At 48.1% G+C, this 19106-nt stretch carries 20 protein-coding genes and 1 tRNA gene; 12 read left to right on the top strand and 9 right to left on the bottom strand.

Annotated features, from left to right (window positions below; translation table 11 throughout):
• Nucleotides 1-142: 142 nt before the first annotated feature.
• Nucleotides 143-322 carry a hypothetical protein gene (locus tag C3B52_RS13440; RefSeq protein WP_103106597.1) on the top strand — a complete coding sequence of 60 codons (180 nt, stop codon included), beginning with the start codon at nucleotides 143-145 and terminating at the stop codon, nucleotides 320-322.
• A gap of 4 nt (nucleotides 323-326) precedes the next feature.
• Here the strand turns inward: C3B52_RS13440 and fosB are convergent, their stop codons facing one another.
• Nucleotides 327-752, bottom strand: a complete 426-nt coding sequence (gene fosB / locus C3B52_RS13435; RefSeq protein ID WP_103106750.1) for a metallothiol transferase FosB — start codon at nucleotides 750-752, stop codon at nucleotides 327-329.
• A gap of 112 nt (nucleotides 753-864) precedes the next feature.
• A complete protein-coding gene (locus tag C3B52_RS13430; protein ID WP_103106596.1) occupies nucleotides 865-1098 on the bottom strand; it encodes a hypothetical protein in 234 nt (77 codons plus the stop codon).
• Between the two features lie 135 nt (nucleotides 1099-1233).
• On the opposite strand from C3B52_RS13430, the gene C3B52_RS13425 reads away from it, so the two are divergent.
• From C3B52_RS13425 to C3B52_RS13400, 6 genes are all read left to right on the top strand, one after another.
• The gene (locus tag C3B52_RS13425) at nucleotides 1234-1737 is read left to right on the top strand and encodes a hypothetical protein (RefSeq protein ID WP_103106595.1); all 504 of its coding nucleotides are present in this window, start codon (nucleotides 1234-1236) and stop codon (nucleotides 1735-1737) included.
• 55 nt (nucleotides 1738-1792) lie between these two features.
• On the top strand, nucleotides 1793-2317 hold the full coding sequence (locus C3B52_RS13420; protein ID WP_103106594.1) for an RNA polymerase sigma factor: 525 nt from the start codon (nucleotides 1793-1795) through the stop codon (nucleotides 2315-2317).
• Complete coding sequence (locus tag C3B52_RS13415; RefSeq protein WP_103106593.1) at nucleotides 2307-3323, top strand: anti sigma factor C-terminal domain-containing protein; 1017 nt, start codon at nucleotides 2307-2309, stop codon at nucleotides 3321-3323. Before C3B52_RS13420 ends, C3B52_RS13415 begins: the two co-directional genes overlap by 11 nt.
• An 87-nt stretch (nucleotides 3324-3410) precedes the next feature.
• Nucleotides 3411-4619, top strand: a complete 1209-nt coding sequence (locus tag C3B52_RS13410; protein ID WP_103106592.1) for a cytochrome P450 — start codon at nucleotides 3411-3413, stop codon at nucleotides 4617-4619.
• Between the two features lie 153 nt (nucleotides 4620-4772).
• Nucleotides 4773-4855 (top strand) — tRNA-Leu (locus C3B52_RS13405).
• A gap of 165 nt (nucleotides 4856-5020) precedes the next feature.
• Nucleotides 5021-5554: a type 1 glutamine amidotransferase domain-containing protein gene (locus C3B52_RS13400; protein ID WP_103106591.1), complete on the top strand. Its 534-nt coding sequence runs from the start codon at nucleotides 5021-5023 to the stop codon at nucleotides 5552-5554.
• Nucleotides 5555-5777: 223 nt separating this feature from the next.
• Here C3B52_RS13400 and C3B52_RS13395 read toward each other — a convergent pair whose 3' ends face one another.
• From C3B52_RS13395 to C3B52_RS13385, 4 genes are read right to left on the bottom strand one after another with little or no spacing between them, the layout of a single operon-like run.
• Entirely contained in the window at nucleotides 5778-6794 is a 1017-nt protein-coding gene (locus C3B52_RS13395) for a Ger(x)C family spore germination protein (RefSeq protein WP_235615703.1), read from the bottom strand.
• Nucleotides 6794-6988, bottom strand: a complete 195-nt coding sequence (locus tag C3B52_RS37310; protein WP_235615702.1) for a hypothetical protein — start codon at nucleotides 6986-6988, stop codon at nucleotides 6794-6796. The genes C3B52_RS13395 and C3B52_RS37310 overlap by 1 nt, the downstream gene beginning before the upstream one ends.
• Nucleotides 6981-8087, bottom strand: a complete 1107-nt coding sequence (locus C3B52_RS13390; protein ID WP_103106590.1) for a GerAB/ArcD/ProY family transporter — start codon at nucleotides 8085-8087, stop codon at nucleotides 6981-6983. Before C3B52_RS13390 ends, C3B52_RS37310 begins: the two co-directional genes overlap by 8 nt.
• Complete coding sequence (locus tag C3B52_RS13385; RefSeq protein ID WP_103106589.1) at nucleotides 8084-9661, bottom strand: spore germination protein; 1578 nt, start codon at nucleotides 9659-9661, stop codon at nucleotides 8084-8086. The genes C3B52_RS13390 and C3B52_RS13385 overlap by 4 nt, the downstream gene beginning before the upstream one ends.
• A 197-nt stretch (nucleotides 9662-9858) precedes the next feature.
• On the opposite strand from C3B52_RS13385, the gene C3B52_RS13380 reads away from it, so the two are divergent.
• The 4 genes from C3B52_RS13380 (at nucleotide 9859) to C3B52_RS13365 (ending at nucleotide 15684) form a co-directional block, all read left to right on the top strand.
• On the top strand, nucleotides 9859-11508 hold the full coding sequence (locus C3B52_RS13380; RefSeq protein WP_103106588.1) for a dynamin family protein: 1650 nt from the start codon (nucleotides 9859-9861) through the stop codon (nucleotides 11506-11508).
• Entirely contained in the window at nucleotides 11505-13472 is a 1968-nt protein-coding gene (locus C3B52_RS13375; protein ID WP_103106587.1) for a dynamin family protein, read from the top strand. Before C3B52_RS13380 ends, C3B52_RS13375 begins: the two co-directional genes overlap by 4 nt.
• 272 nt (nucleotides 13473-13744) lie before the next feature.
• Entirely contained in the window at nucleotides 13745-15091 is a 1347-nt protein-coding gene (locus C3B52_RS13370) for a PepSY-associated TM helix domain-containing protein (RefSeq protein ID WP_103106586.1), read from the top strand.
• 152 nt (nucleotides 15092-15243) lie between these two features.
• Nucleotides 15244-15684, top strand: a complete 441-nt coding sequence (locus C3B52_RS13365) for a zinc ribbon domain-containing protein (protein ID WP_103106585.1) — start codon at nucleotides 15244-15246, stop codon at nucleotides 15682-15684.
• A gap of 83 nt (nucleotides 15685-15767) precedes the next feature.
• On the opposite strand, the gene C3B52_RS13360 is transcribed toward C3B52_RS13365, so the two are convergent.
• From C3B52_RS13360 to C3B52_RS13350, 3 genes are all read right to left on the bottom strand, one after another.
• Nucleotides 15768-16340, bottom strand: a complete 573-nt coding sequence (locus C3B52_RS13360; protein ID WP_103106584.1) for a GNAT family N-acetyltransferase — start codon at nucleotides 16338-16340, stop codon at nucleotides 15768-15770.
• A gap of 167 nt (nucleotides 16341-16507) precedes the next feature.
• On the bottom strand, nucleotides 16508-17971 hold the full coding sequence (gene putP / locus C3B52_RS13355; protein WP_164684776.1) for a sodium/proline symporter PutP: 1464 nt from the start codon (nucleotides 17969-17971) through the stop codon (nucleotides 16508-16510).
• A 187-nt stretch (nucleotides 17972-18158) separates the two neighbouring features.
• Nucleotides 18159-18620: a hypothetical protein gene (locus C3B52_RS13350; protein ID WP_235615701.1), complete on the bottom strand. Its 462-nt coding sequence runs from the start codon at nucleotides 18618-18620 to the stop codon at nucleotides 18159-18161.
• Nucleotides 18621-18805: 185 nt separating this feature from the next.
• Here C3B52_RS13350 and C3B52_RS13345 point away from each other — a divergent pair, with 185 nt between their 5' ends.
• Nucleotides 18806-19012 carry a cold-shock protein gene (locus C3B52_RS13345; RefSeq protein WP_103106582.1) on the top strand — a complete coding sequence of 69 codons (207 nt, stop codon included), beginning with the start codon at nucleotides 18806-18808 and terminating at the stop codon, nucleotides 19010-19012.
• Nucleotides 19013-19106 lie beyond the last annotated feature (94 nt).

Raw genomic sequence — 19106 nt, 5'->3', positions numbered from 1 at the left:
AATCAATTCTGGTTACTTCCATCATAATATCACGAGGATCGAACTGCTACTATTGAACTATTGTAAATTTGTGAATGTTTATGGAGTGGAGTCTTCCTTTATAATGAAAAAATAGTGAAAAGAAAGGTAATGATTTTTATCTATGAAAAAAAATAACATATTTCCAAACGTTCTCGGATTCATCGTTTGCTTTCTAGTGTTTCTGGGCAGCATGATATTCTCCGCCATGTATCCGCTACTGATTTTGGCAGGGATAGCGGGCTTTGCCGGTTTGGCCTTTTTTGTATATCGAATCATTTCCTTTTATAACAAAAGAACCTGAGTACTTATTCAAAAAAGGTCATGTGCCCTTTTTCTTCACGGTAATAGGAGAGACGGTCTTGCAGGGTGCCCGTGTGCAGCTCGAATTTGTGACCATCCGGATCGGTGAAATAAAGAGAGCGCTTGTCTCGCTCATCGCGTTCGCGTCCTGGCAATATGTTGGCACCATGCTTCTCCAAATGAGTTTTCCAGGCATCGAACGAGGCTTCATCAATCGAAAAGGCCAGGTGTGTATAAGAGTGGGCAATTTCATTCCGAGGAATGTCCTGCTCCTCGTTGATAGCGAGCCAGTGCCCATGCAAATCAAAATAAGCGAGCTTTCTTCCGCGTACGAGTGGTTTGGCTCCCATCACGTCACGATAAAAGCAAAAGGATCTCTCCAGATCGGACACAGAGAACAATAGATGGTTAATTCCTATAAGCTGTGGCAGCAAGCAAATCCCCTCTTTCACAAGCGTTTTTTCTCATTGTAAAAGAGTGAAGAAAAACAGGCAAACCCGTGAAGACGCAGGGTCTGCCTGTTTTTACGTGTACAGGAGCTTTTTATGATTTTTGCTGTTGTTGTTGCTGTTGCTGCTGCTGGGTTTGAATAGTGGATTGGACCTGCGACACCATTGTTTGCGCCTGAGCAATTTCTTGTGAAGCAGTTTTTAGCGCCTCCTCAGCAAGCTGAGGATTTGCGGCAGATTGTTCGATTGCTTGGGTAATCATTGATTTTGCAAGGGTAGCAGAAACTTCAGCTTTTTTGAGTGAATCCGTGTTGATTTGGCTAGGCATGGTTATTCTCCTCCATGAAATGTTCTTTGGCACACCCTGATACTATGTCCTTCTTTACGAATGAATATGTAGGCAGGCACAGCCCAACCGCATACACCACTGAATGCATACCCTTTTATGAGGGAGGTATGCCTAATGAAAAAGAAATGGGTGCAAGTAGTGCGGCAGACTGAACAGGCTTTTTGGACCATCGTTTTTTCAGCAAACAAACGGGTGGGAGAACGCGGCAATATTTTGCCGACAAGATTTAATTCGAGGCAGAAAATTCGCAGGTTTTTAGAAAAGACGATGACTCCTTGCTTGGCAAGTCGTGTGATCGGCAATCTCGATTTGCGCCGAATCAATGGCCAGCTCGCAATCCCGATCGGTGGCGGGATCGGAGCACCCCCGATCGTCAAAGCCCAGGTGCTTTCGGAAGGAGCGAGGTGTGTTACGCTTGCGGTCTGGTTTCAATTTGACCCAAGTGATCGTTTTTTCCGTGTGTATCAATTGAAAAAACGCCAAGACGGACGCTGGATTGTATTCGGTCGTCATCCCTTGGATTATCCGTTTAATTTGCCACGTGATTTTAACCGCCGGGGACCTTTTGCCGGATGCTGTGCGCCATGTGTCGGAAGGAGAAGGCGAAAAAGAGCATGAAAAAAAGTTGGTAACATTTTACGCGCGACTTCGTTGATAAGAGAGGAGGTGGGAGATGAAGGCGCAGACATGGAGCGAGTTATTCGCTGATTATCAATATCCGCTGTACCGTTATTTATTTCGCATGTGTGGTTCACGCGAGGTCGCCGAGGAGCTGCTGCAGGAAACCTTTTACCGTGCCATGCTCTCCCTCTCAATTCAGGATGCCAGACAGGTCCGGGCGTGGCTCTATAAGGTAGCCCGCAACCTTTACGTCGATTGGCTGCGCAGGCAAACGTCTGAGCAAAAAATGCTGGAAAACATCAAAAGACTCATTCCAGCAGCTTCTTATACATACGAGCCGGAAGTCGCATTACGTCAAAAGGAAGATAAAGAGAAGATAGAGTGGGTCATGCAGCAGCTCCCGGAAAGAATGCGTACGATTTTGTATCTGCGTGAGATCGAGGATTTCAGCTACCAAGAGCTGGGCGCAACGCTTGATTTGAGTCTGGATCAGGTGAAAGTCACCCTGTACCGGGCGAGAGAAAAATTTCGGGAGTGGGAAGCCCGAGCCGAAGGAGGCAAGCGAAATGGAAGATGACAAGCTGTTAAAGGACTGGCAAGAGCCGACCTTGCAATGGGATGAGAAAAAAGCAAGACGAATGGTATGGAAAGCACGATTTACTCTATGGCGAAACATTATACATATTCTGTTGATCATTTGGTTTTTGTATGCACTCTATATGATGGCCATCCAGATCGGCTACAAGCAGCTCGGAAAGGAAGAGACATTAGTTCGTTACGCTACGACCCTCATCGAGACGCATTACTCGGGATTAAAGGTTGGCAAGTGGGAGCGTCCGACAGTTGAGCTATCTCCGTGGCTGACACAGGAGACGACGATGCCCTTGTACAAGCAGATTGGCAAATGGGAGCTCGTTGTTGGGTCGGTAACCGTAAAAAAACCTTTCTGGGGAGAGATGAGCTATCAGATCAACTATCAGCAAAAAGAACTGGATGATCGGGATGGGACATTTAAATTTGCGCTGCCGCGCTCACTCACTGGTGATAGTCCGATCAAAGAACGCAAAGAACAGGAGCGTATATGGGACCAGCTGAAGCACATCTCCGACGGTTATGTGGCAGAAATGGCTCTCTCTTCGATCAATCCGCAAACACCGGAACAAATGCGCAAGCTGCTTTCCAAATATGACGTCTCTATTTTACAAATGCCTGTGTATGCAGGAGAGCTAAAGACGTTTGAGCCCTCCCATTCTCGCGGTGATGAAACCTATGTTCCTTTCCTAGTGCTTAGACCTGAAGTGCTCTATGACGAGGAATCGAGACTGTCACAGACGACTGCTGATTTAACCGAATCGGTGGAGAGTGCGGAAAAGCAGTTTATTCCCGACCTGGAGTATGTGTTGGCAAATGGGGAAAGTAGATTCGAAATATACGATGAGCCACGACTCGCTTATCTGAAAAAGCATGGCATCACAGTCTATGGTGCGCTTGTCACTGGTCCTGTGCGCGAGCTGGAGAAGCTCCGGCAAGATCCGGAGTTCCATGAATTCCGTTTGGGCAGGATCGAGGTATGGAATTGGTAGTGGCCTACGTGTAAGGAATGAAAATGAATGGGATGGGGACGATAGAGGAGGAATGCACCAAGAAGACAAGCATGGGAGAAATGAAATATGCAAACCACGAATAAGAAGCGGTACGCGAACATCATACCGATGGAAGATTTAAATACGATCGAGAAGAAGCTCAACCCCTTTCCGATTTTTGCGCAACTGCGGGACACAACTCCTGTTCGCTATGATGAAAATCGAAATTGCTGGGATGTCTTTCGCTATGAGGATGTCCATCGCATTTTGAAAGACCCAGCTACCTTTTCGTCCAGAAGAGGTGGGGAGGAAAATGAGTCGATCCTCATGATGGACCCACCAAGGCATACACAAATGAGGGCATTAGTCAGTAAAGCCTTTACGCCAAAGGTGATTGCCGATCTGGCTCCACGCATCCAATCGATAACGGATGAGCTACTGGATGCGGTACAAAACGAGGGAAAGATGGACATGGTGCACGACCTCGCCGTTCCGCTGCCTGTCATCGTCATAGCGGAGCTGTTAGGTGTACCGACGAAGGATCGGAAGCTGTTTAAAGACTGGTCGGATATTTTAGTAAAGGGGCCAGCCAAAAATACAGAAGAGCTATTCGTTCAAGTGATGGCGGAAAGAACACAGGCGCGCGAAGAGCTGGATGTGTACTTTGCGGAAATCATGAAGCTGCGGCGTCAGGAGCCAAAGGATGACCTGATTTCCCTACTTCTGTCAGCAGAGATTGACGGAGAAAAGCTCGATGATAAAGAAATCATCATTTTCTCTATCCTTCTGCTAGCAGCGGGGAACGAGACGACGACCAATCTGATTACAAATGCCGTACGTCGCTTAACTGAGGATGAAAAATTGCAGCAGACACTTCGCGAGCAGCCAACGCTCATTCCTGGATTCATCGAGGAGGTCCTGCGATTTTATCCGCCGGTTCAAGCGATCGGTCGTGTAGCAACCAAGGATGTGCAGATTGGGGATGCGCAAATCAAAGCGGGGGAGCAAGTGATATCCTGGGTGGCAGCGGCCAACCGTGACGAGGCAAAATTTCAAGACCCTGACACCTTTATCGTGGATCGAAAGCCAAATGCGCATCTAGCTTTCGGCTTCGGCATTCACTTTTGCCTGGGAGCGCCACTCGCCCGTTTAGAGGGCCAGATCGCGATACAAGCCATCGTAGAGAGATTTCAGCATATTCGTTTTGTCTCTGGAACAGAGCTTACACCGATTCCAAGCCCATTTGTTTACGGAGTGAAGCAGTTTCCGATAACATTTGAAAAAGGAAATGGATAAAGCCTGATGTATAGGGCTTTTGTAGCTGGTAAAAAAATCCGGTATTGCTTTTCCACCAAATGACCTATATAGTAATAAATTGTTGATGCAATTAGCGAATAATGTCGAAAGATGCGATTGGATCAACATGGGTTTTGGACCTGGCTACTATATGCCGGTATGGCGGAATTGGCAGACGCGCGCGACTCAAAATCGTGAGGGAAACCGTGGGGGTTCAAGTCCCTCTACCGGCACCATCAGCACTATACATATACGCCAAAAGGCTTGGCATAGCCAAGTTTTCTAATAAGGTGGGAAACAGTGAGTTAGACCTGTTTCTCACTTTTTTTCATTTATAGCAAGCTGGCTGTCTTTTAGGCGGCTACCTGCTACAATAAGAGAGACAAAAGGAGGCGGATACGGTGAGACTCGCAGGGAAACAAGTCGTTTGTTTTGTGGAAGGTGAGTTTGAGGATTTGGAGCTGTGGTACCCGGTTCTGCGACTTCGTGAAGAAGGAGCCGTCGTTCATCTCGTTGGACCAAAAGCAAATCATGTGTACATGGGCAAATACGGCGTTCCATGTGAAACGGATAAAGGCATGGCAGAAATTGATCCGGCGGATTATGCAGGTGTGCTGGTGCCGGGCGGATGGGCGCCAGATAAACTGCGCCGTTATCCAGAGGTGCTGTCGTTCGTAGCCGCTATGCATGAGGCGAAAAAGCCGATCGGCCATATTTGCCACGCTGGCTGGGTACTCGCTTCTGCGAAAATACTGCAAGGTGTGACAACGACCTCCACGCCAGGTATTAAGGATGATATCGAAAACGCCGGAGCTACTTGGGTGGATGAAGAGGTGGTAGTAGACGGGCACATCGTCGGTTCGCGCCGTCCACCAGATCTGCCTGCTTACGCCAAAGCATTTGCTGATTTGCTGGCTGAGCAAGCAAACGAATGAAATTCAATAAACAAAAGGGCATGTCCGATACATTTCGGCTGCCCTTTTTCGTTACCCGCTGTCGTTCCCATTTTTCCAAGGGGGATTTCCGTACTTTTTTATCGTGCTTGTAATCTTGTAAGCGACAAATGGGATCAAGAACGAGAGAATGACACCTACCAATGTAAAAAAGGGAGGGAGAGATCCGAAAATTCTGGTCATCCTATGCACCGCCTAATTTTTCTTACTTGTTGATTCCACCAATGTTGCGGATGTAGACATTCGCTTCTACATGTATCTCGCTTTTTTCAAAAAGCTTTTGACCCTGCTCCCAGTCATCCCTGATTTGTTTCCAGAGGGAATAATGATTTTGCTTGAGATGGCTGCCAAGGCCAATGGCGTCCGCTTTCAGATCATGGTGCACTTTTCGGATAGTGTCACGGCACAAGCGCTCAATTTCTTTGGCAAAGGCAGCTTGCAGCTGTTGCATGATGGCTGCATTCAATAAATCGATTTTGGCATAGGATTCAAAAATCGTGCCTTCGCATTGAATCTTGATCGTGAACTTGATGTGTTTTTTGTCCCGAATGTCTGCTTCAACGCTTTTCTTGGCACCATGGATATTTAACACGATCAGGTTATCCTTGTACTTTGCTTTCAGCAATCCGCCTTGAACGTGTCCCGTAATAAAATTGAGACCTTCTGTTTCTTCTTCGCCCAAAAAGCCGATCAATTTATTCTTTGCGGAAAAAATGGCTGAGCCAGCAACCTTCACTTCTTCTTTTTCCGCTACGATACGAGGGATTACAAAGCTGTACTGATTTAACAAATACTGATGCACATCTCCAATTGTGACCTCGGGTAGCATCCGTGAATTTTTGTTGATGTTTTCGCCTACAGAATTGATATAAAGGGCAGGGATTTTTTCTGTTTTGGGCCTTACCTCGATGACCTTTCTAGCGTCCCCCTTGGAAATGAAAACCTTGCTGCTGCGTCTCGAGTCCGGGTCTCGCAAAAGAATATCCACTGCATCGGAAAACGTTGACCCCTTTCGAGCGATCTCCTCTGAAACAACAAGGATTTTCAAGTGCTGATAAAAGGGGTTTCGGCTGATACGGGTAGACAACTCTCGTGATACCTCAAATAGGGAATCGCCCTCTGAAGCGAGATTGAGAAAGGCTTCATCTGTCGTATTTTGCCCGCCGCTGATTCCTTGCGAGCCTGAGATCAGACCCCCGGGAATGACGATTTGATGCGTCATTAGAAAACGCTGCTTGCCCTTAGGCTTGTCAGGAGCCTCTTGATTCGCTTTTTTTCCGTTTCGCTGGACCGTGGAACATCAATCGTTACACCGACGACAAATCCTCGTTCCTCAATTTGAACCTGATCCCAGCATCCTGCTACCAAGGTCAAAAGGGTGACGAACAGGCAAAGGGAAACGATGCGCTTATTCATGACCTTTTACCCCTCGCATCTTCGCCATAAGCAAGAGAATGATAGGAATGAGGTACACAATGATAAAGCCAGAGTATGTCAGTCTATCGGCAAACGAGAAAAAGTCGACCAGATTTTGCGGCAGCATTGCGATGAAATAGACGATTGGTGAGAGGATGAGAATCCAAACAATCTTGGTTATCCGCGTAAACATCGAAGTCAGATTGATGATCGTGATATCCAGCCACATGGCGCATGTATTGAATATGGTCATGATCCAAATGGTGAAGAAGATCGATTCAACACGTTCAAAAAAGCCGCCGGGGATTTCTACCTCTTTGGCCAGCTCAATGGTTGGGTAGGTGAGATTTTTAGCTACCTCTGCCGAAAACACCCCGATGACAAACATATAGATCGTCAAATACAGCAGAACGGGTATGGCAAGCCCAAGCGCGATCGCCCGAGGTCCATCCTGCGGATTTCGCATCAGCATGGTGTAAAACAAAATGATTTCGAAGCCGGAATAGGAAAGGCCAACCCCCTCCGTGCCTTTGAGCAAGGAGCGCCAGTCAGAGGAAAAAAACGGGCGTACATTCTCGATTTCAACTAGCTGCGTCGTAAACAGCAGCACTACGGCTATCACCACAAAGACAACCGGGAGAAACAGAAGGTTCAAACGCAGCATCGCAATCCGCGAACCGGCAACCGCATATTGGACGATCAACAAAAAGCTCAGGGTGATCATTTCGACAGGCGTATTGTAGAACAAATACTGTTTGGAAATGTTTCCAATGGCTCTGATTTCGAATGAGACGAACATCATGGTGTATACACAGACCAAAGCTGTCAGCACATATCCTACCGGCTTGGATGCAATGATGGAGGTATACTCAAAAAACGTTTGCCTGGGAAAGCGTGCAGCCAGCTTGGCCAGCATCCAGCCTATCACCCACGCAATTGATCCGCTCAGGATGACTGAAATCCAGCCATCAAACGCTCCGGTTGCTTTTGCCAAGGTACGGGGAAACGTGAGGATGCCGACTCCAATTGTTACAGAGGCAATGTTGATCCCCATATGATTTTTACTTATTAATTTTTCCGCAAGCGTTTGTGCACTCATGTGGAGTCCCCTGTTCTGGTGCGTGTTTCATCTTTTGGATGCAATGATCCCGGTCGCTTCCGCAAAAACGTAATGGGTGCTCGCAGGATCAAATCCTTCCAATCCTGCGGCATTTGCGGGGTAAAAGGAGCCAGGTACGGATAGCCGACGCTCGTCAAATTGGTTAAATGGATCATGATCATGATAAAGGTCAGCACGACCCCGTATATGCCAAAAATGGCAGCGGCAAACATAGCGAGAAAACGGAGCATCCGAAACGCAATGGCCAAAGGATACGAAGGAATGGCAAAGGAAGCGATCGCCGTGAGCGCAACGACGATAACCATGACCGGACTGACAATGCCGGCGGATACGGCTGCATCTCCAATCACCAGACCTCCCACAATCCCGACTGTTTGACCGATCGGTTTGGGTAGGCGCAATCCTGCTTCCTGCAGCAGCTCCATCGTGGTGACCATCATGAGTGATTCTACAAAGGCAGGAAAAGGAACCCCATCCCGTGTAGCCGCAATCGAAAATGCGAGATCGGATGGAATAAGTCCAGGATGAAACGTGACCAGCGCGATATAAAAAGCAGGCGAAAAAACAGCTAAAAAAGCAGCGAGGTAGCGGAGCAGCCGAGCAAGTGTGCCAGCTATCCACCGATCGTAATAATCCTCTGGCGAGTGCAGAAGCAAACCGATCGTGATGGGCAAAATCAGGACCATGGGCGTGCCGTCGAGCAAAATGGCAACACGGCCTTGGAACAGGGCGGCTGCCACCTTGTCGGGTCGCTCCGTATTATGAATCTGCGGAAAGGGAGATAAGAAATCATCCTCAATCCACTGCTCGACAAAGCCGGATTCCTCTACCTCGTCGATATCGATCGTGGCGATTCTACGCTTGACTTCATTAAGCATCTCGGGATCGACGATGCTGTCAATATAGGCGATGATAAGCGCGGTTTTACTGCGAACCCCTACGTAGGAGCCGTCAAATCTCAGATGTTTATCCTTTACCCGCCTGCGGATGCGAACTGTATTGTCGCGGATATTTTCCGTGAAGCCATCCCGCGGGCCGCGTACCACGCCCTCCGAAACAGGCTCTTCTGTGGCACGTGTTTTCCAGCCTTTGCTGTCGATGATGATGACTTCACTTGTCCCGTCCACAAAAAGGGCAATATCGCCAGAGAGAACACAATCCATGACATCAGTTAAGTTTGAGGATTTATTGAGTTCGCTGACAGAAAGTACTTCCTCATACAACAGGCCGAGAATCGTTTGTGGCTCATCCGGAACGCTTTTTCCTGCCATGGATATCATGAGTTGAATATGGCTGAGCACTTGATCGTGCAGCATGTCACTATTCACGAGCCCGTCAATAGCTACAATCGCACACGTATGGCGAGTGTTGCCGATCAACAGTGAGCGGATAAGCAGATCGTGAGGAGCTCCGAGCTCGGATTTAATTGTCTCCAAGTTTTCCTGTAGGCTGGTGGACAACAATACAGCAGGCGATTGCTGCTGCATTGCCCGTTGTATGAAAGGGGAGGAGGTTTTCTTTTTGCGACGCGTAGTCAAAAATCTTCGCAACATGGAAGTCCCTCCCGTTCAGGATGCGAATATCATGTTAGTGCGATTTTTTCCAGAACAGAGGAAAATTATGCGGATGAAAATTCCACGGATAAACTTTCATACAAAGAATTGAACAACCCCATAAGGTATGATACATTCGGCATGGTAGAATAGAGAGTAGTAGAGAGAGCAGGAATACTGGAGAGGGTGGGATAGTAGTGCTTAATAGCCAGGTATTGGTACGGGAAACGGATTTTTCCCGGCTTGCACATACATGGGAACAATTAGCTGAACAGATGAAGGAACAAGGTGACAAGACAACACCTGCCAAGCTGTTGCAGCTGGCTGACAAAACGAAGCGGGCGGAGCTGAACATCGCTTTTTGCGGACACTTTTCTGCAGGGAAATCGACGATGATCAATACACTCCTCGGAGTAAAACTGCTGCCGTCCAATCCGATTCCAACGAGTGCAAATGTCGTGAAGATTCGTGGTGGCGAAAAGGCAGCTCGTGTGTATACAAATGCAAACGGCGTCATTACCTTTGATCCAGATACCGAAATGGAAAAGCTGAAGCAGTTTGCTGTAGATGGAGATACCGTCGAATCCGTTGAGGTTTCGTATCCGGGCACATTTTTGGATGAGTATTCGAGCCTGCTGGATACACCAGGTATCGACTCTACTGATGCAGCACACAAAATCGCGACAGAATCAGCGCTTCATTTGGCGGATGTCGTCATCTACATGATGGATTACAACCATGTGCAGGCAGAGGAAAACTTCAATTTCACCAAAACGCTGAAAGACCGGGGCAAACCGGTTTATTTGGTCGTCAACATGATCGACAAGCACCTGGACTTCGAGCTGGACTTTGACAGCTACAAGGAAAGTGTGGAAGAAGCTTTTGCTACCTGGAATATCAAGCCAGACGGCATTTACTACACTTCACTTGCTGAGCCGGATCATCTGGAGAATCAGTATGAAGAGTTCAGACTCATGCTCGGTAAGCTAATCAAGGATCGCGAAGAGCTGGTTGCAGAAAGTGTACGCAGTGCAGCGGCACATCTGATTGACGAACACATCCAGGTATTAAAAGCAAGCCAGGCAAGCAGCCGTCAAGAGCTGGAAAGCAAGCTGGACAGCCTGGAGGTAGCAGGTGTTGACAGCCGAAGTGCACAAGAAGTTGCAGCTGCTCTGCAAGAGGCGCAGTCGCATGTAAAAGCACTGGAGAATCGTTCGCAGGAAGCACGCAGACAGATGGAGAAGGACTTGGGCGTTTTGCTCGACAACGCTCGTTTGACCTATTACAGCACAAACGAGGCGGCAGAGAGCTATTTGGAGAGTCGCAAGCCTGGATTCAAGCTGGGCTTTTTATTCGCGGGCAAAAAGACAGAGGAAGAGCGTACGCGTCGTGAAGAAGTGTTGCTGGCAGAGTTCCGTGAGAAGGTGGCGGGTAATCTCGACTTCCATTTCAAAGAACTGATGGGAAAACAACCACAAGTGTATGACATCCGTGATGACGAGTATCATGCTCGTGTCCATGCGACCAAAATCGAGATTACCTCCGAGTTTCTCGCCAAGCACATCAAGGATGGGGCACAATCGCGTGAATATGTCATGAATTACTGTAACGATATTTCTGCTGGCATCAAGCTGGAGTACAGACGTGTCGGTCTTGCTTTCATCGAGCAGGTAGTAGCACGATTGGAAGAGCAGGCGAGGTCAGAGGGTGCGGCTGGGCATGAGAAGCTCGCGGCACTACGTGAGCTGGCTGATGTACACCAAAAGCTTGCTAGCCTCGCTGCGGGCGAAGAAGCAGCAAAAGAACGCTTGCAGGCGATCATGCGTGAAGGAGACAAGGAATCATGAATCAACTACGAGACAAACTAGTGGCTGCAGCAGAGCGCTTGCGCCGTACAAGTACAGTAATTACCTCCGTGCCAGGTATGCAGGCGCAAGCGGAGGCTATGCTGGATCGTGCAGACCGCCTTACAGCCAACCGTTTTACTGTGGCATTGTTCGGGGCGTTCAGTGCCGGAAAATCATCCTTTGCCAACGCATTGATGGGTGATCTCGTGCTGCCAGTGTCGCCAAACCCGACGACAGCAGCGATTAACAAAATCATGCCCCCGGATGAAGCGCATCCACATGGGACTGTGCGCGTTGTACTGAAGGAAAGAGAGGCAATCGAGCAGGACGTGCTTCGTTCCCTTGCTGTATTTGGCCTGTCCGCAAGCGGGCTGGAAGACGCACTTGCTGAGCTGGGCAACATTGATGTTACACAAATCCCACCAACAGCGAAGCCGCACTATACCTTCCTGAAGGCCGTCACAAAGGGCTTGGGAGACATGGCAAGTCATCTGGGTGGCGAGCTGCTGGTTGACATGCAGGCATTTAAAGGTTTTGTAGCCAAGGAAGAAAAAGCATGTTTTGCTGAGTACATCGAGCTGTTCTACTCCTGCCCGTTGACTGACCAAGGTATTGTTTTGGTAGATACGCCTGGTGCTGACTCGATCAATGCGCGTCATACAGGTGTTGCCTTTGAATATATGAAAAATGCGGATGCCGTGTTGTTTGTTACTTACTATAACCACGCGTTTGCACAAGCGGATCGCGAGTTTTTGCTGCAGATGGGACGTGTAAAAGATACGTTTGAGATGGACAAAATGTTCTTTATTGTCAATGCAGCTGATTTGGCTGCATCGGAGGAAGAGCTGCAAGGCGTGATTACCCATGTGGAGAAAAACCTGTTGACCTGCGGAATTCGTTTGCCGCGAATTTATCCGGTTTCCAGTCAGACCGCACTGCTGGCGCGTATGCACGAAAAAGGCAAGCTGGCGGCATCGGCTGAAAAAGTATACCGTCAACGCACGCAAACAGCGGAAGGCGAGGCGCTGATGGCTGCCGATGAGGCTTTCAAGCTGTCTGGTATGGCTTCATTTGAAGCAGATTTCCTGCGCTTTACGATTGAAGAGCTGACTCAGATTGCTGTGAACGCAGCCGTGGGTGAAATCCGCCGGGCATACGATACCTTGAGTGAATTCATGCGGATGGCGCAATCCGGTGAAAGCGAGCGTCTGGCACGTCGGGAGGCGGCAACCGCAGCACAAACGGCAGCCCTCTCAGCAGTAGAAGCCTTGTCAACTACCTCACTGGAGCGTGATTTGGCAAAAGAGCGGGAAGAATTGGTTTATTACGTGAAGCAGCGCCTCTTTTTCCGATTCGCTGAGCTTTATAATTTTGCGTTTAATCCGGCTGTTCTTAAAGAAGATGGCCGTAACCTGAAGCAGGCGCTACAAGGCTGTCTGACTGACCTGTTGCGCTCCATCAGCTACGATTTGGCACAGGAGCTGCGTGCAACTACACTGCGTCTGGAAAAGTTCATCAACAAGCAGGGTGTTTCGTTGGTGCAGGCATGGCAAAAGGATGTTCAAACCCACGCTACTAGCCTGACACTGGCTCCCTACCAGGCACGTCAAGTTGAGACGCTTTCCTTTGCTGAGGACCTGCCTGTGGCACAGGCTGCATTCCAGCCAGCGCTCTCCCTGTTTAAAAATACGAAGGACTTTTTTGAGCAGGATGGCAAGGTGAAGATGCGTGAAGACTTGGAAAAGCGTCTGCAAGATCCGGTAGCTGCTTATGTGGCGACTGGCAGTGAGCAGCTCGATCAGCAGTTCCAAACGCTGTTTACCGAAATGGCAGCTGGCGAGCGTGCGCGTGTCATCGAGCAAATCGACGCCTATTTCACAGGTGTTTTTGCTGCACTCGATATGAATGTCGATCTGGGTGAGCTGGAAGCCAAGATGAATCGCGTAGCTGCTGAGCTAGCGTAAGGCAGATTTGCCGCCACTGTAACAGCATAGAGCAAAGAAGAAAAAAGCCCAGAGAGCGCCTTCAGTCGTGCTCCCTGGGCTTTTTTGGCACACCTTTTTCACATTCTTTTCACGCAGCCGCCACAATTGCTATCGAAAATAGCCATGTCGAGTCATTCAGCTTGAGCCCGTAAAAATTTTATACTCTTCATAAATGAAGCCCAGACGAATCATTGCGGCAACGTAAATGGGCGGCAGGTCTCGGGCGAAATCGACATGGGGGAGAAGTGGAAATGGGCAATTACAATCGGTTCTGGCGGTGGCATTTTTATGCGGCGCTGTTTATTACACCGCTACTGATCACACTGACGCTTAGCGGCATCGGCTATTTGTTTTACACGGATGTGGAAAACAGGGCGTACGCGGATTTGTTTTTTGGAAAAAGCAGCAAGACAGAAACGCTCACGGTAGATGAGGGGATCAAACAGGCGAGGGACCAATTCGATGGCTTTGCTGTTTCCAAGGTCATTATGCTAGATGAGCCATACAATACGCGCCTGACCATGAAAAATGCTGCGGGTGAGCAAAAGTACGTATTTTTGGATGAGCAAAACCAAACGATCGGCAGTCAGGATGCCAGGTACACCTTTTCCAATGTGATGCGCGAGACGCACAGCTCACTCTTTGTGGGTGGAACCGTCGTGAATTATCTGGTCGAGCTGGCGGCAACCTGGGCGATATTTTTACTAGTGTCTGGCCTCTACCTGACCTTCAAAGGGCGAGTTTGGAAGCAAAGCCCGAAGCTGTCGCCGCGACAAAGCAAAAAGAAGCGTCACGCGATTGTTGGAACGATCATTACGATTCCGATGATCATCATTATTTTTACCGGCTTGCCCTGGTCTGCCTTTATGGGAGATTTCATTTACACAGCCTCGCAAAAATATCCTTCACTCGGGCAGCCGCAGGTAGAGGCACTCACTTCTGACATGAGCGAGGTTCCATGGGCTACCCGTAAAAATGAAGCGCCAGCCTCTACCGATGCACATGCTCATCACGGCGGGATGAATGCTGCTACAGAATTGACCAATGAAAGCAATCGGCTGCCGATTGAACAGCTGATGCAAAAAATAGAGGAAGCTCGCATCTCCAAACCATATTCCATTGTTTATCCAGGCAGCGATGATGGTGTGTACACCGTGTCCAAAAGCAGCAATACAGGAGTTACAGGCTTGGATGTCAGTCCTTATGAGGAAATGACCGCCTATTTCGATCAGTATAGTGGAAGATTGATTGCGCAAACTGGCTATGAAGATTATGGCATTTTAGCAAAATGGTTTACGTGGGGAATTCCATTGCATGAGGGACATTTGTTTGGTTGGGCAAATAAGCTGCTGAATACGGTTGTTTGCCTCGCTTTCCTGCTTGTTATTTTCTGGGGTATTAAGACATGGCTATCACGCAAGGCAGAGAAGCAGGAGTTTGCTCCACCAAAGGTTTCCAGCCCAATTTCCTTTGGGTTCCTCAGTTTTGTTGTGGTTTTAGGAGTGATCATGCCTTTGTTTGGCATCTCTTTGCTCGTCGTGGCATTGATTGAAGGTATTTTACACATCACGAGAGGAAAAAGAGGGCGAACAGCCTGACGTACTGACAGCGGACAGCCAACGCTAGTACCGCAGTAATCGGCTGGAGCAATGACGAATATCCATATCCATATAGAGTAATAAAACGTGGATGAAATCAGGCAAGGCACGAAGCAAAAGGTGTTCGCCAGAGAAGAAGAGAGGAGGTCCATATGAGCTTTCTAGATAAATTGAAGCAGGGAGTAACCGATGCAGGGCAAAAGGCAAAGACGGTCGTGGAAATCAATCGCCTGAAGCTCCAGGCACAGGACTTGCAAAAGCAGGTAGAAGAAAAGCAAGCCAAGATTGGTGAGGTCGTTTTTGAGCGGTTCTCCCGAAATCAAGCAGTGACAGCTACACCCGAAATCGAAGGCTACTGCGAAGAGATTGTGACGATACAGGGGGAAATCAAGCAGCTCCATATCAAAATCAAGGAGCTGAACAACGAAAAGGAGTGCGCTTGCGGAAAGATCGTCGCCCTCGAAACAAAATTTTGCCCAACCTGCGGTCATCAATTTAGTATGCCGCCAGAGATCATTGATATCTCGGCGGTTGTGCCACCGCTTCATGAAACGAAGAATACTACTGATCCAAGGAACGATTCACGTTCTTGATCGAAATAAAGATGAGCCCTCTTTGCAGGTTTTTCTACAAAGGAGGGCTCTCTTCTTTTCCAAATCCACATGGTTTTGCCCACCTATGCCTGGCGTGCTTCCCATTCCTCGCGCAGCATCCCCATCTTGATTGCGTCATAGTACTCTCCGCGCACAATTCTTGCTTTGCGAACCCGCGCTTCCTCGATCATTCCGCAGTAAGCTGCCAGCCGCATCATGCGCTCATTTCCAGACCAGGTGCCAATCCCCAGACGGACCGTATCCATGTGTGTAAACAAGTAATCGATCCACATTTGGAAAGCTTCACGGCCGTATCCATTCGACCAGTACCGCGAGTCGTAAATGACGATGCCAATTTCGCACCAGTTTGTTTCTTCAGATATCCAGTAGCGACCCACGCTGCCTTTTAGCTGCCCATCTATCTCGATGATTAGCTCGGTTCGAGCGGCATCCGTTCCCACAAGCGCCAATGATTCGGCGTAGCGGGGGAGACTGACATATTCTTCTTTTGTGAGCGGGTCTAAAGGTTTGTATGGTCCATTCCAGTTGAGATGCTCGCGATCTTCTGCTTCGTATTTCCAATAGTAAATTTCTGGGACATCCTCAGGTCTGATATCGCGAAGTACCACTTTTTTGCCTTGTAGATGTACGTTCATTTATGTACTCCTCTCTCCTTACTAGTCTCTTGGTTACAATAAATGTAAAACAAGCTGGCTCCAATTCATAGCTCTAAAATGTCAGGAAATCATCCTTTTTGAAAGAGCAGTTTCAAAGAAATGCCCCCTTCATGTTGAACGATCGTTCAACGAAAGGGGGCACGAAATTATTCTGTCATGCTTTTGTACTTGTCAAACTGCTGGGATACTTCGTTCGAAGGCTTACTTGTCAGATGGCTTACAATCACGATGGCAAGCAGGCTAACTGCAAAACCAGGCACCATCTCATACAAAAAGTCCTTTAATACATCGAAACGGGTCCAGATGATGACGGTCAAGGCACCGCCGATCATTCCGGCAAGAGCACCCCATTTATTCATGCGCTTCCAGTAGAGAGACAAGAGAATGACGGGACCAAACGAAGCTCCAAAACCAGCCCACGCGTAGCCTACAAGATCGAGAATCGTATCGTTTTTATTCAGAGCGAGTAAAAAGGCAATAACGGCTACAAGCAGAACGGAGAAGCGGCCAACCATGACCAGCTCCTTGTCTGATGCGGAGCGCTTCAAAAACGTTTTGAAAATGTCCTCGGTCAAAGAGCTGGAGGTCACGAGCAATTGGGAAGAAATCGTACTCATGATCGCAGCGAGAATCGCTGCAAGCAGAAACCCGGTGATCAGTGGATGGAACAGAATTGTTCCTAATTGAATGAAGATCGTTTCCGGATCGCTGAGTGTCCAGCCTTGCTTGGAATAAAGCGCGATACCGATTAGACCGGTTAGCATAGCGCCAGCAACGGAAAAAATCATCCAGCTCATGCCGATACTGCGCGCTTTTTTAATTTCTTTGGTAGAGGTAATCGCCATAAAACGGACGATGATATGTGGCTGCCCGAAGTAACCGAGTCCCCATGCGAACAAGGAAATAATTCCGACGAGGCTCGTCCCTTTAAAAATATCGAGCAAAGAAGGATCAATCGCATGAATTTCGGTAAAGGTAGGTCCGATGCCACCGACAGTCAGCAGTGTAACGAGAGGAACCATAATCAGGGCAAGCACCATGATCATGCCTTGTACCGCATCCGTCCAGCTAACCGCGAGAAACCCGCCAAACAGCGTGTATGCGATCGTCACCAGCCCGACGATCCACAAACCAGTATGATAGTTCATGTGAAACGTGTTTTCGAACAAAACGCCACCAGAGACAAGACCGGATGAGACATAGAACGTAAAAAAGATCATGATAACAAGAGCAGAGACGAGGCGCAGCATCCGGGACCCGTCCCCGAAGCGGTTTTCTAAAAAAGCAGGAATGGTAATAGAGTTGTTGGCGACCTCCGTGTACGTACGCAAGCGGGGAGCGACATAGAGCCAGTTTGCATATGCGCCGAGTGTCAGACCGATGGCGATCCAGGAAGCGCTTAACCCTTGGGCAAACATCGCACCTGGAAGGCCCATCATCAGCCAGCCACTCATATCGGAGGCGCCTGCACTTAGTGCAGTGACCGCTGGCCCGAGTGAACGACCGCCAAGCATGTAGTCCGTCAAATTGGAGGTACGCTTGTAGGCGTAATAACCGATTAAAAGCATTCCGGCCATGTACACAATAATGGACGTGAGCAGCATATTCATTGGCAGCACCTCTTGTTGTGTTTAATATTTATAAAAATAATATGAACAAAATACACAATATCATGTATATTTATAAAAATCTATAAGGAAATACTGAAAATTTCGTAGAGCTTCAATAAAAAGTTTTTAATCAAAATAAAAAAGCCTGCGTTTTCGCTTACGCAGGCTTTTGACTTGCTCAATATCCTTATTCTACCTGAACTTGACCACTGTTATCCAAGCTGACCTTGAATTCTTTCACGACAGTTGGCTCTGCATTCGGGTTGCTCAAATCTTGTTTAACGACCTTAAAGGTACCATCTGCATTTAGTTGACCCTTGTACTCCACTGAAAACAAATCCGATTTGTAAAAACTGAAGTTCGCCAGCTCTGTTTTTTGCAATTCCTCGGTCAAAAGCTTACCGTCTCCACTAAACATGGCGTTGCGTAATTGCTCCGAGGACTCGTATTTTTGCTGTAAATACGTTTTTAATTGTTGGGCTACCTCTGATTCTGCCAGCTGTTTGCCTGCCTCAACCACCTGTTTTCCTGTTTCTATGGCCTGTTTCCCTGTTTCTACGGCCTGCTGTGCTGTCTGTACCCCTTCGGAAATTTCCGAACAGGCGGTAAGCATCAACGCGCAAACAACAATCAATGCCTTGCGCATCATCTATGTCCCCCTTTTTTGCTACTGGTCTTACTCATTATTTACGAACAGAAAAGGGAAACGTTTCGTTATATAAGAAATCGTGCATATTTGTCGTGAAAATTTGTGATGGTGTATCTCCACTTTCTAGCCATCCGCATATGATGGGGTAAGCGTAAGAGCTGCATTGATTACAGGGAGGAAACACAATGATTCAAGGGAAAGTAAAATGGTTCAGCAAAGAAAAAGGCTATGGCTTTATTGAGAGAGAAGGAGGTCCTGACGTTTTCGTTCACTATTCCGCCATTACTGGATCAGGTTATCGTAACCTGGAAGAAGGCGAGCAGGTCGTGTTCGAAATCGTGAATGGACAGCGAGGACTGCAAGCAGCAAACGTAGCTCGCAAAGCAGTGTAGGGATATATCCTGACAGTAGCAACAGGGTGACTTTATACCTCTCCATAATCTAGACGCCATCTCATCTTTTTGGATGGGACGGCGTCTTTGTTGC

Origin of the sequence: Brevibacillus reuszeri (genome assembly GCF_002897295.1) — a bacterium.
Lineage (GTDB): Bacteria > Bacillota > Bacilli > Brevibacillales > Brevibacillaceae > Brevibacillus > Brevibacillus reuszeri_A.
Note: the sequence above shows the minus strand (reverse complement) of the source record. Positions and strands in the feature narration are given on the sequence as shown.

Bases quoted from the DNA above. Each gene is read 5' to 3' on its own strand.
- C3B52_RS13440 (WP_103106597.1), top strand. From the start codon at position 143: ATGAAAAAAAATAACATATTTCCAAACGTTCTCGGATTCATCGTTTGC.
- C3B52_RS13430 (WP_103106596.1), bottom strand. From the start codon at position 1,098: ATGCCTAGCCAAATCAACACGGATTCACTCAAAAAAGCTGAAGTTTCT.
- C3B52_RS13425 (WP_103106595.1), top strand. From the start codon at position 1,234: ATGAAAAAGAAATGGGTGCAAGTAGTGCGGCAGACTGAACAGGCTTTT.
- C3B52_RS13420 (WP_103106594.1), top strand. From the start codon at position 1,793: ATGAAGGCGCAGACATGGAGCGAGTTATTCGCTGATTATCAATATCCG.
- C3B52_RS13415 (WP_103106593.1), top strand. From the start codon at position 2,307: ATGGAAGATGACAAGCTGTTAAAGGACTGGCAAGAGCCGACCTTGCAA.
- C3B52_RS13410 (WP_103106592.1), top strand. From the start codon at position 3,411: ATGCAAACCACGAATAAGAAGCGGTACGCGAACATCATACCGATGGAA.
- C3B52_RS13395 (WP_235615703.1), bottom strand. From the start codon at position 6,794: ATGACGCATCAAATCGTCATTCCCGGGGGTCTGATCTCAGGCTCGCAA.
- C3B52_RS37310 (WP_235615702.1), bottom strand. From the start codon at position 6,988: ATGAATAAGCGCATCGTTTCCCTTTGCCTGTTCGTCACCCTTTTGACC.
- C3B52_RS13390 (WP_103106590.1), bottom strand. From the start codon at position 8,087: ATGAGTGCACAAACGCTTGCGGAAAAATTAATAAGTAAAAATCATATG.
- C3B52_RS13385 (WP_103106589.1), bottom strand. From the start codon at position 9,661: ATGTTGCGAAGATTTTTGACTACGCGTCGCAAAAAGAAAACCTCCTCC.
- C3B52_RS13375 (WP_103106587.1), top strand. From the start codon at position 11,505: ATGAATCAACTACGAGACAAACTAGTGGCTGCAGCAGAGCGCTTGCGC.
- C3B52_RS13370 (WP_103106586.1), top strand. From the start codon at position 13,745: ATGGGCAATTACAATCGGTTCTGGCGGTGGCATTTTTATGCGGCGCTG.
- C3B52_RS13365 (WP_103106585.1), top strand. From the start codon at position 15,244: ATGAGCTTTCTAGATAAATTGAAGCAGGGAGTAACCGATGCAGGGCAA.
- C3B52_RS13360 (WP_103106584.1), bottom strand. From the start codon at position 16,340: ATGAACGTACATCTACAAGGCAAAAAAGTGGTACTTCGCGATATCAGA.
- putP (WP_164684776.1), bottom strand. From the start codon at position 17,971: ATGAATATGCTGCTCACGTCCATTATTGTGTACATGGCCGGAATGCTT.
- C3B52_RS13350 (WP_235615701.1), bottom strand. From the start codon at position 18,620: ATGATGCGCAAGGCATTGATTGTTGTTTGCGCGTTGATGCTTACCGCC.
- C3B52_RS13345 (WP_103106582.1), top strand. From the start codon at position 18,806: ATGATTCAAGGGAAAGTAAAATGGTTCAGCAAAGAAAAAGGCTATGGC.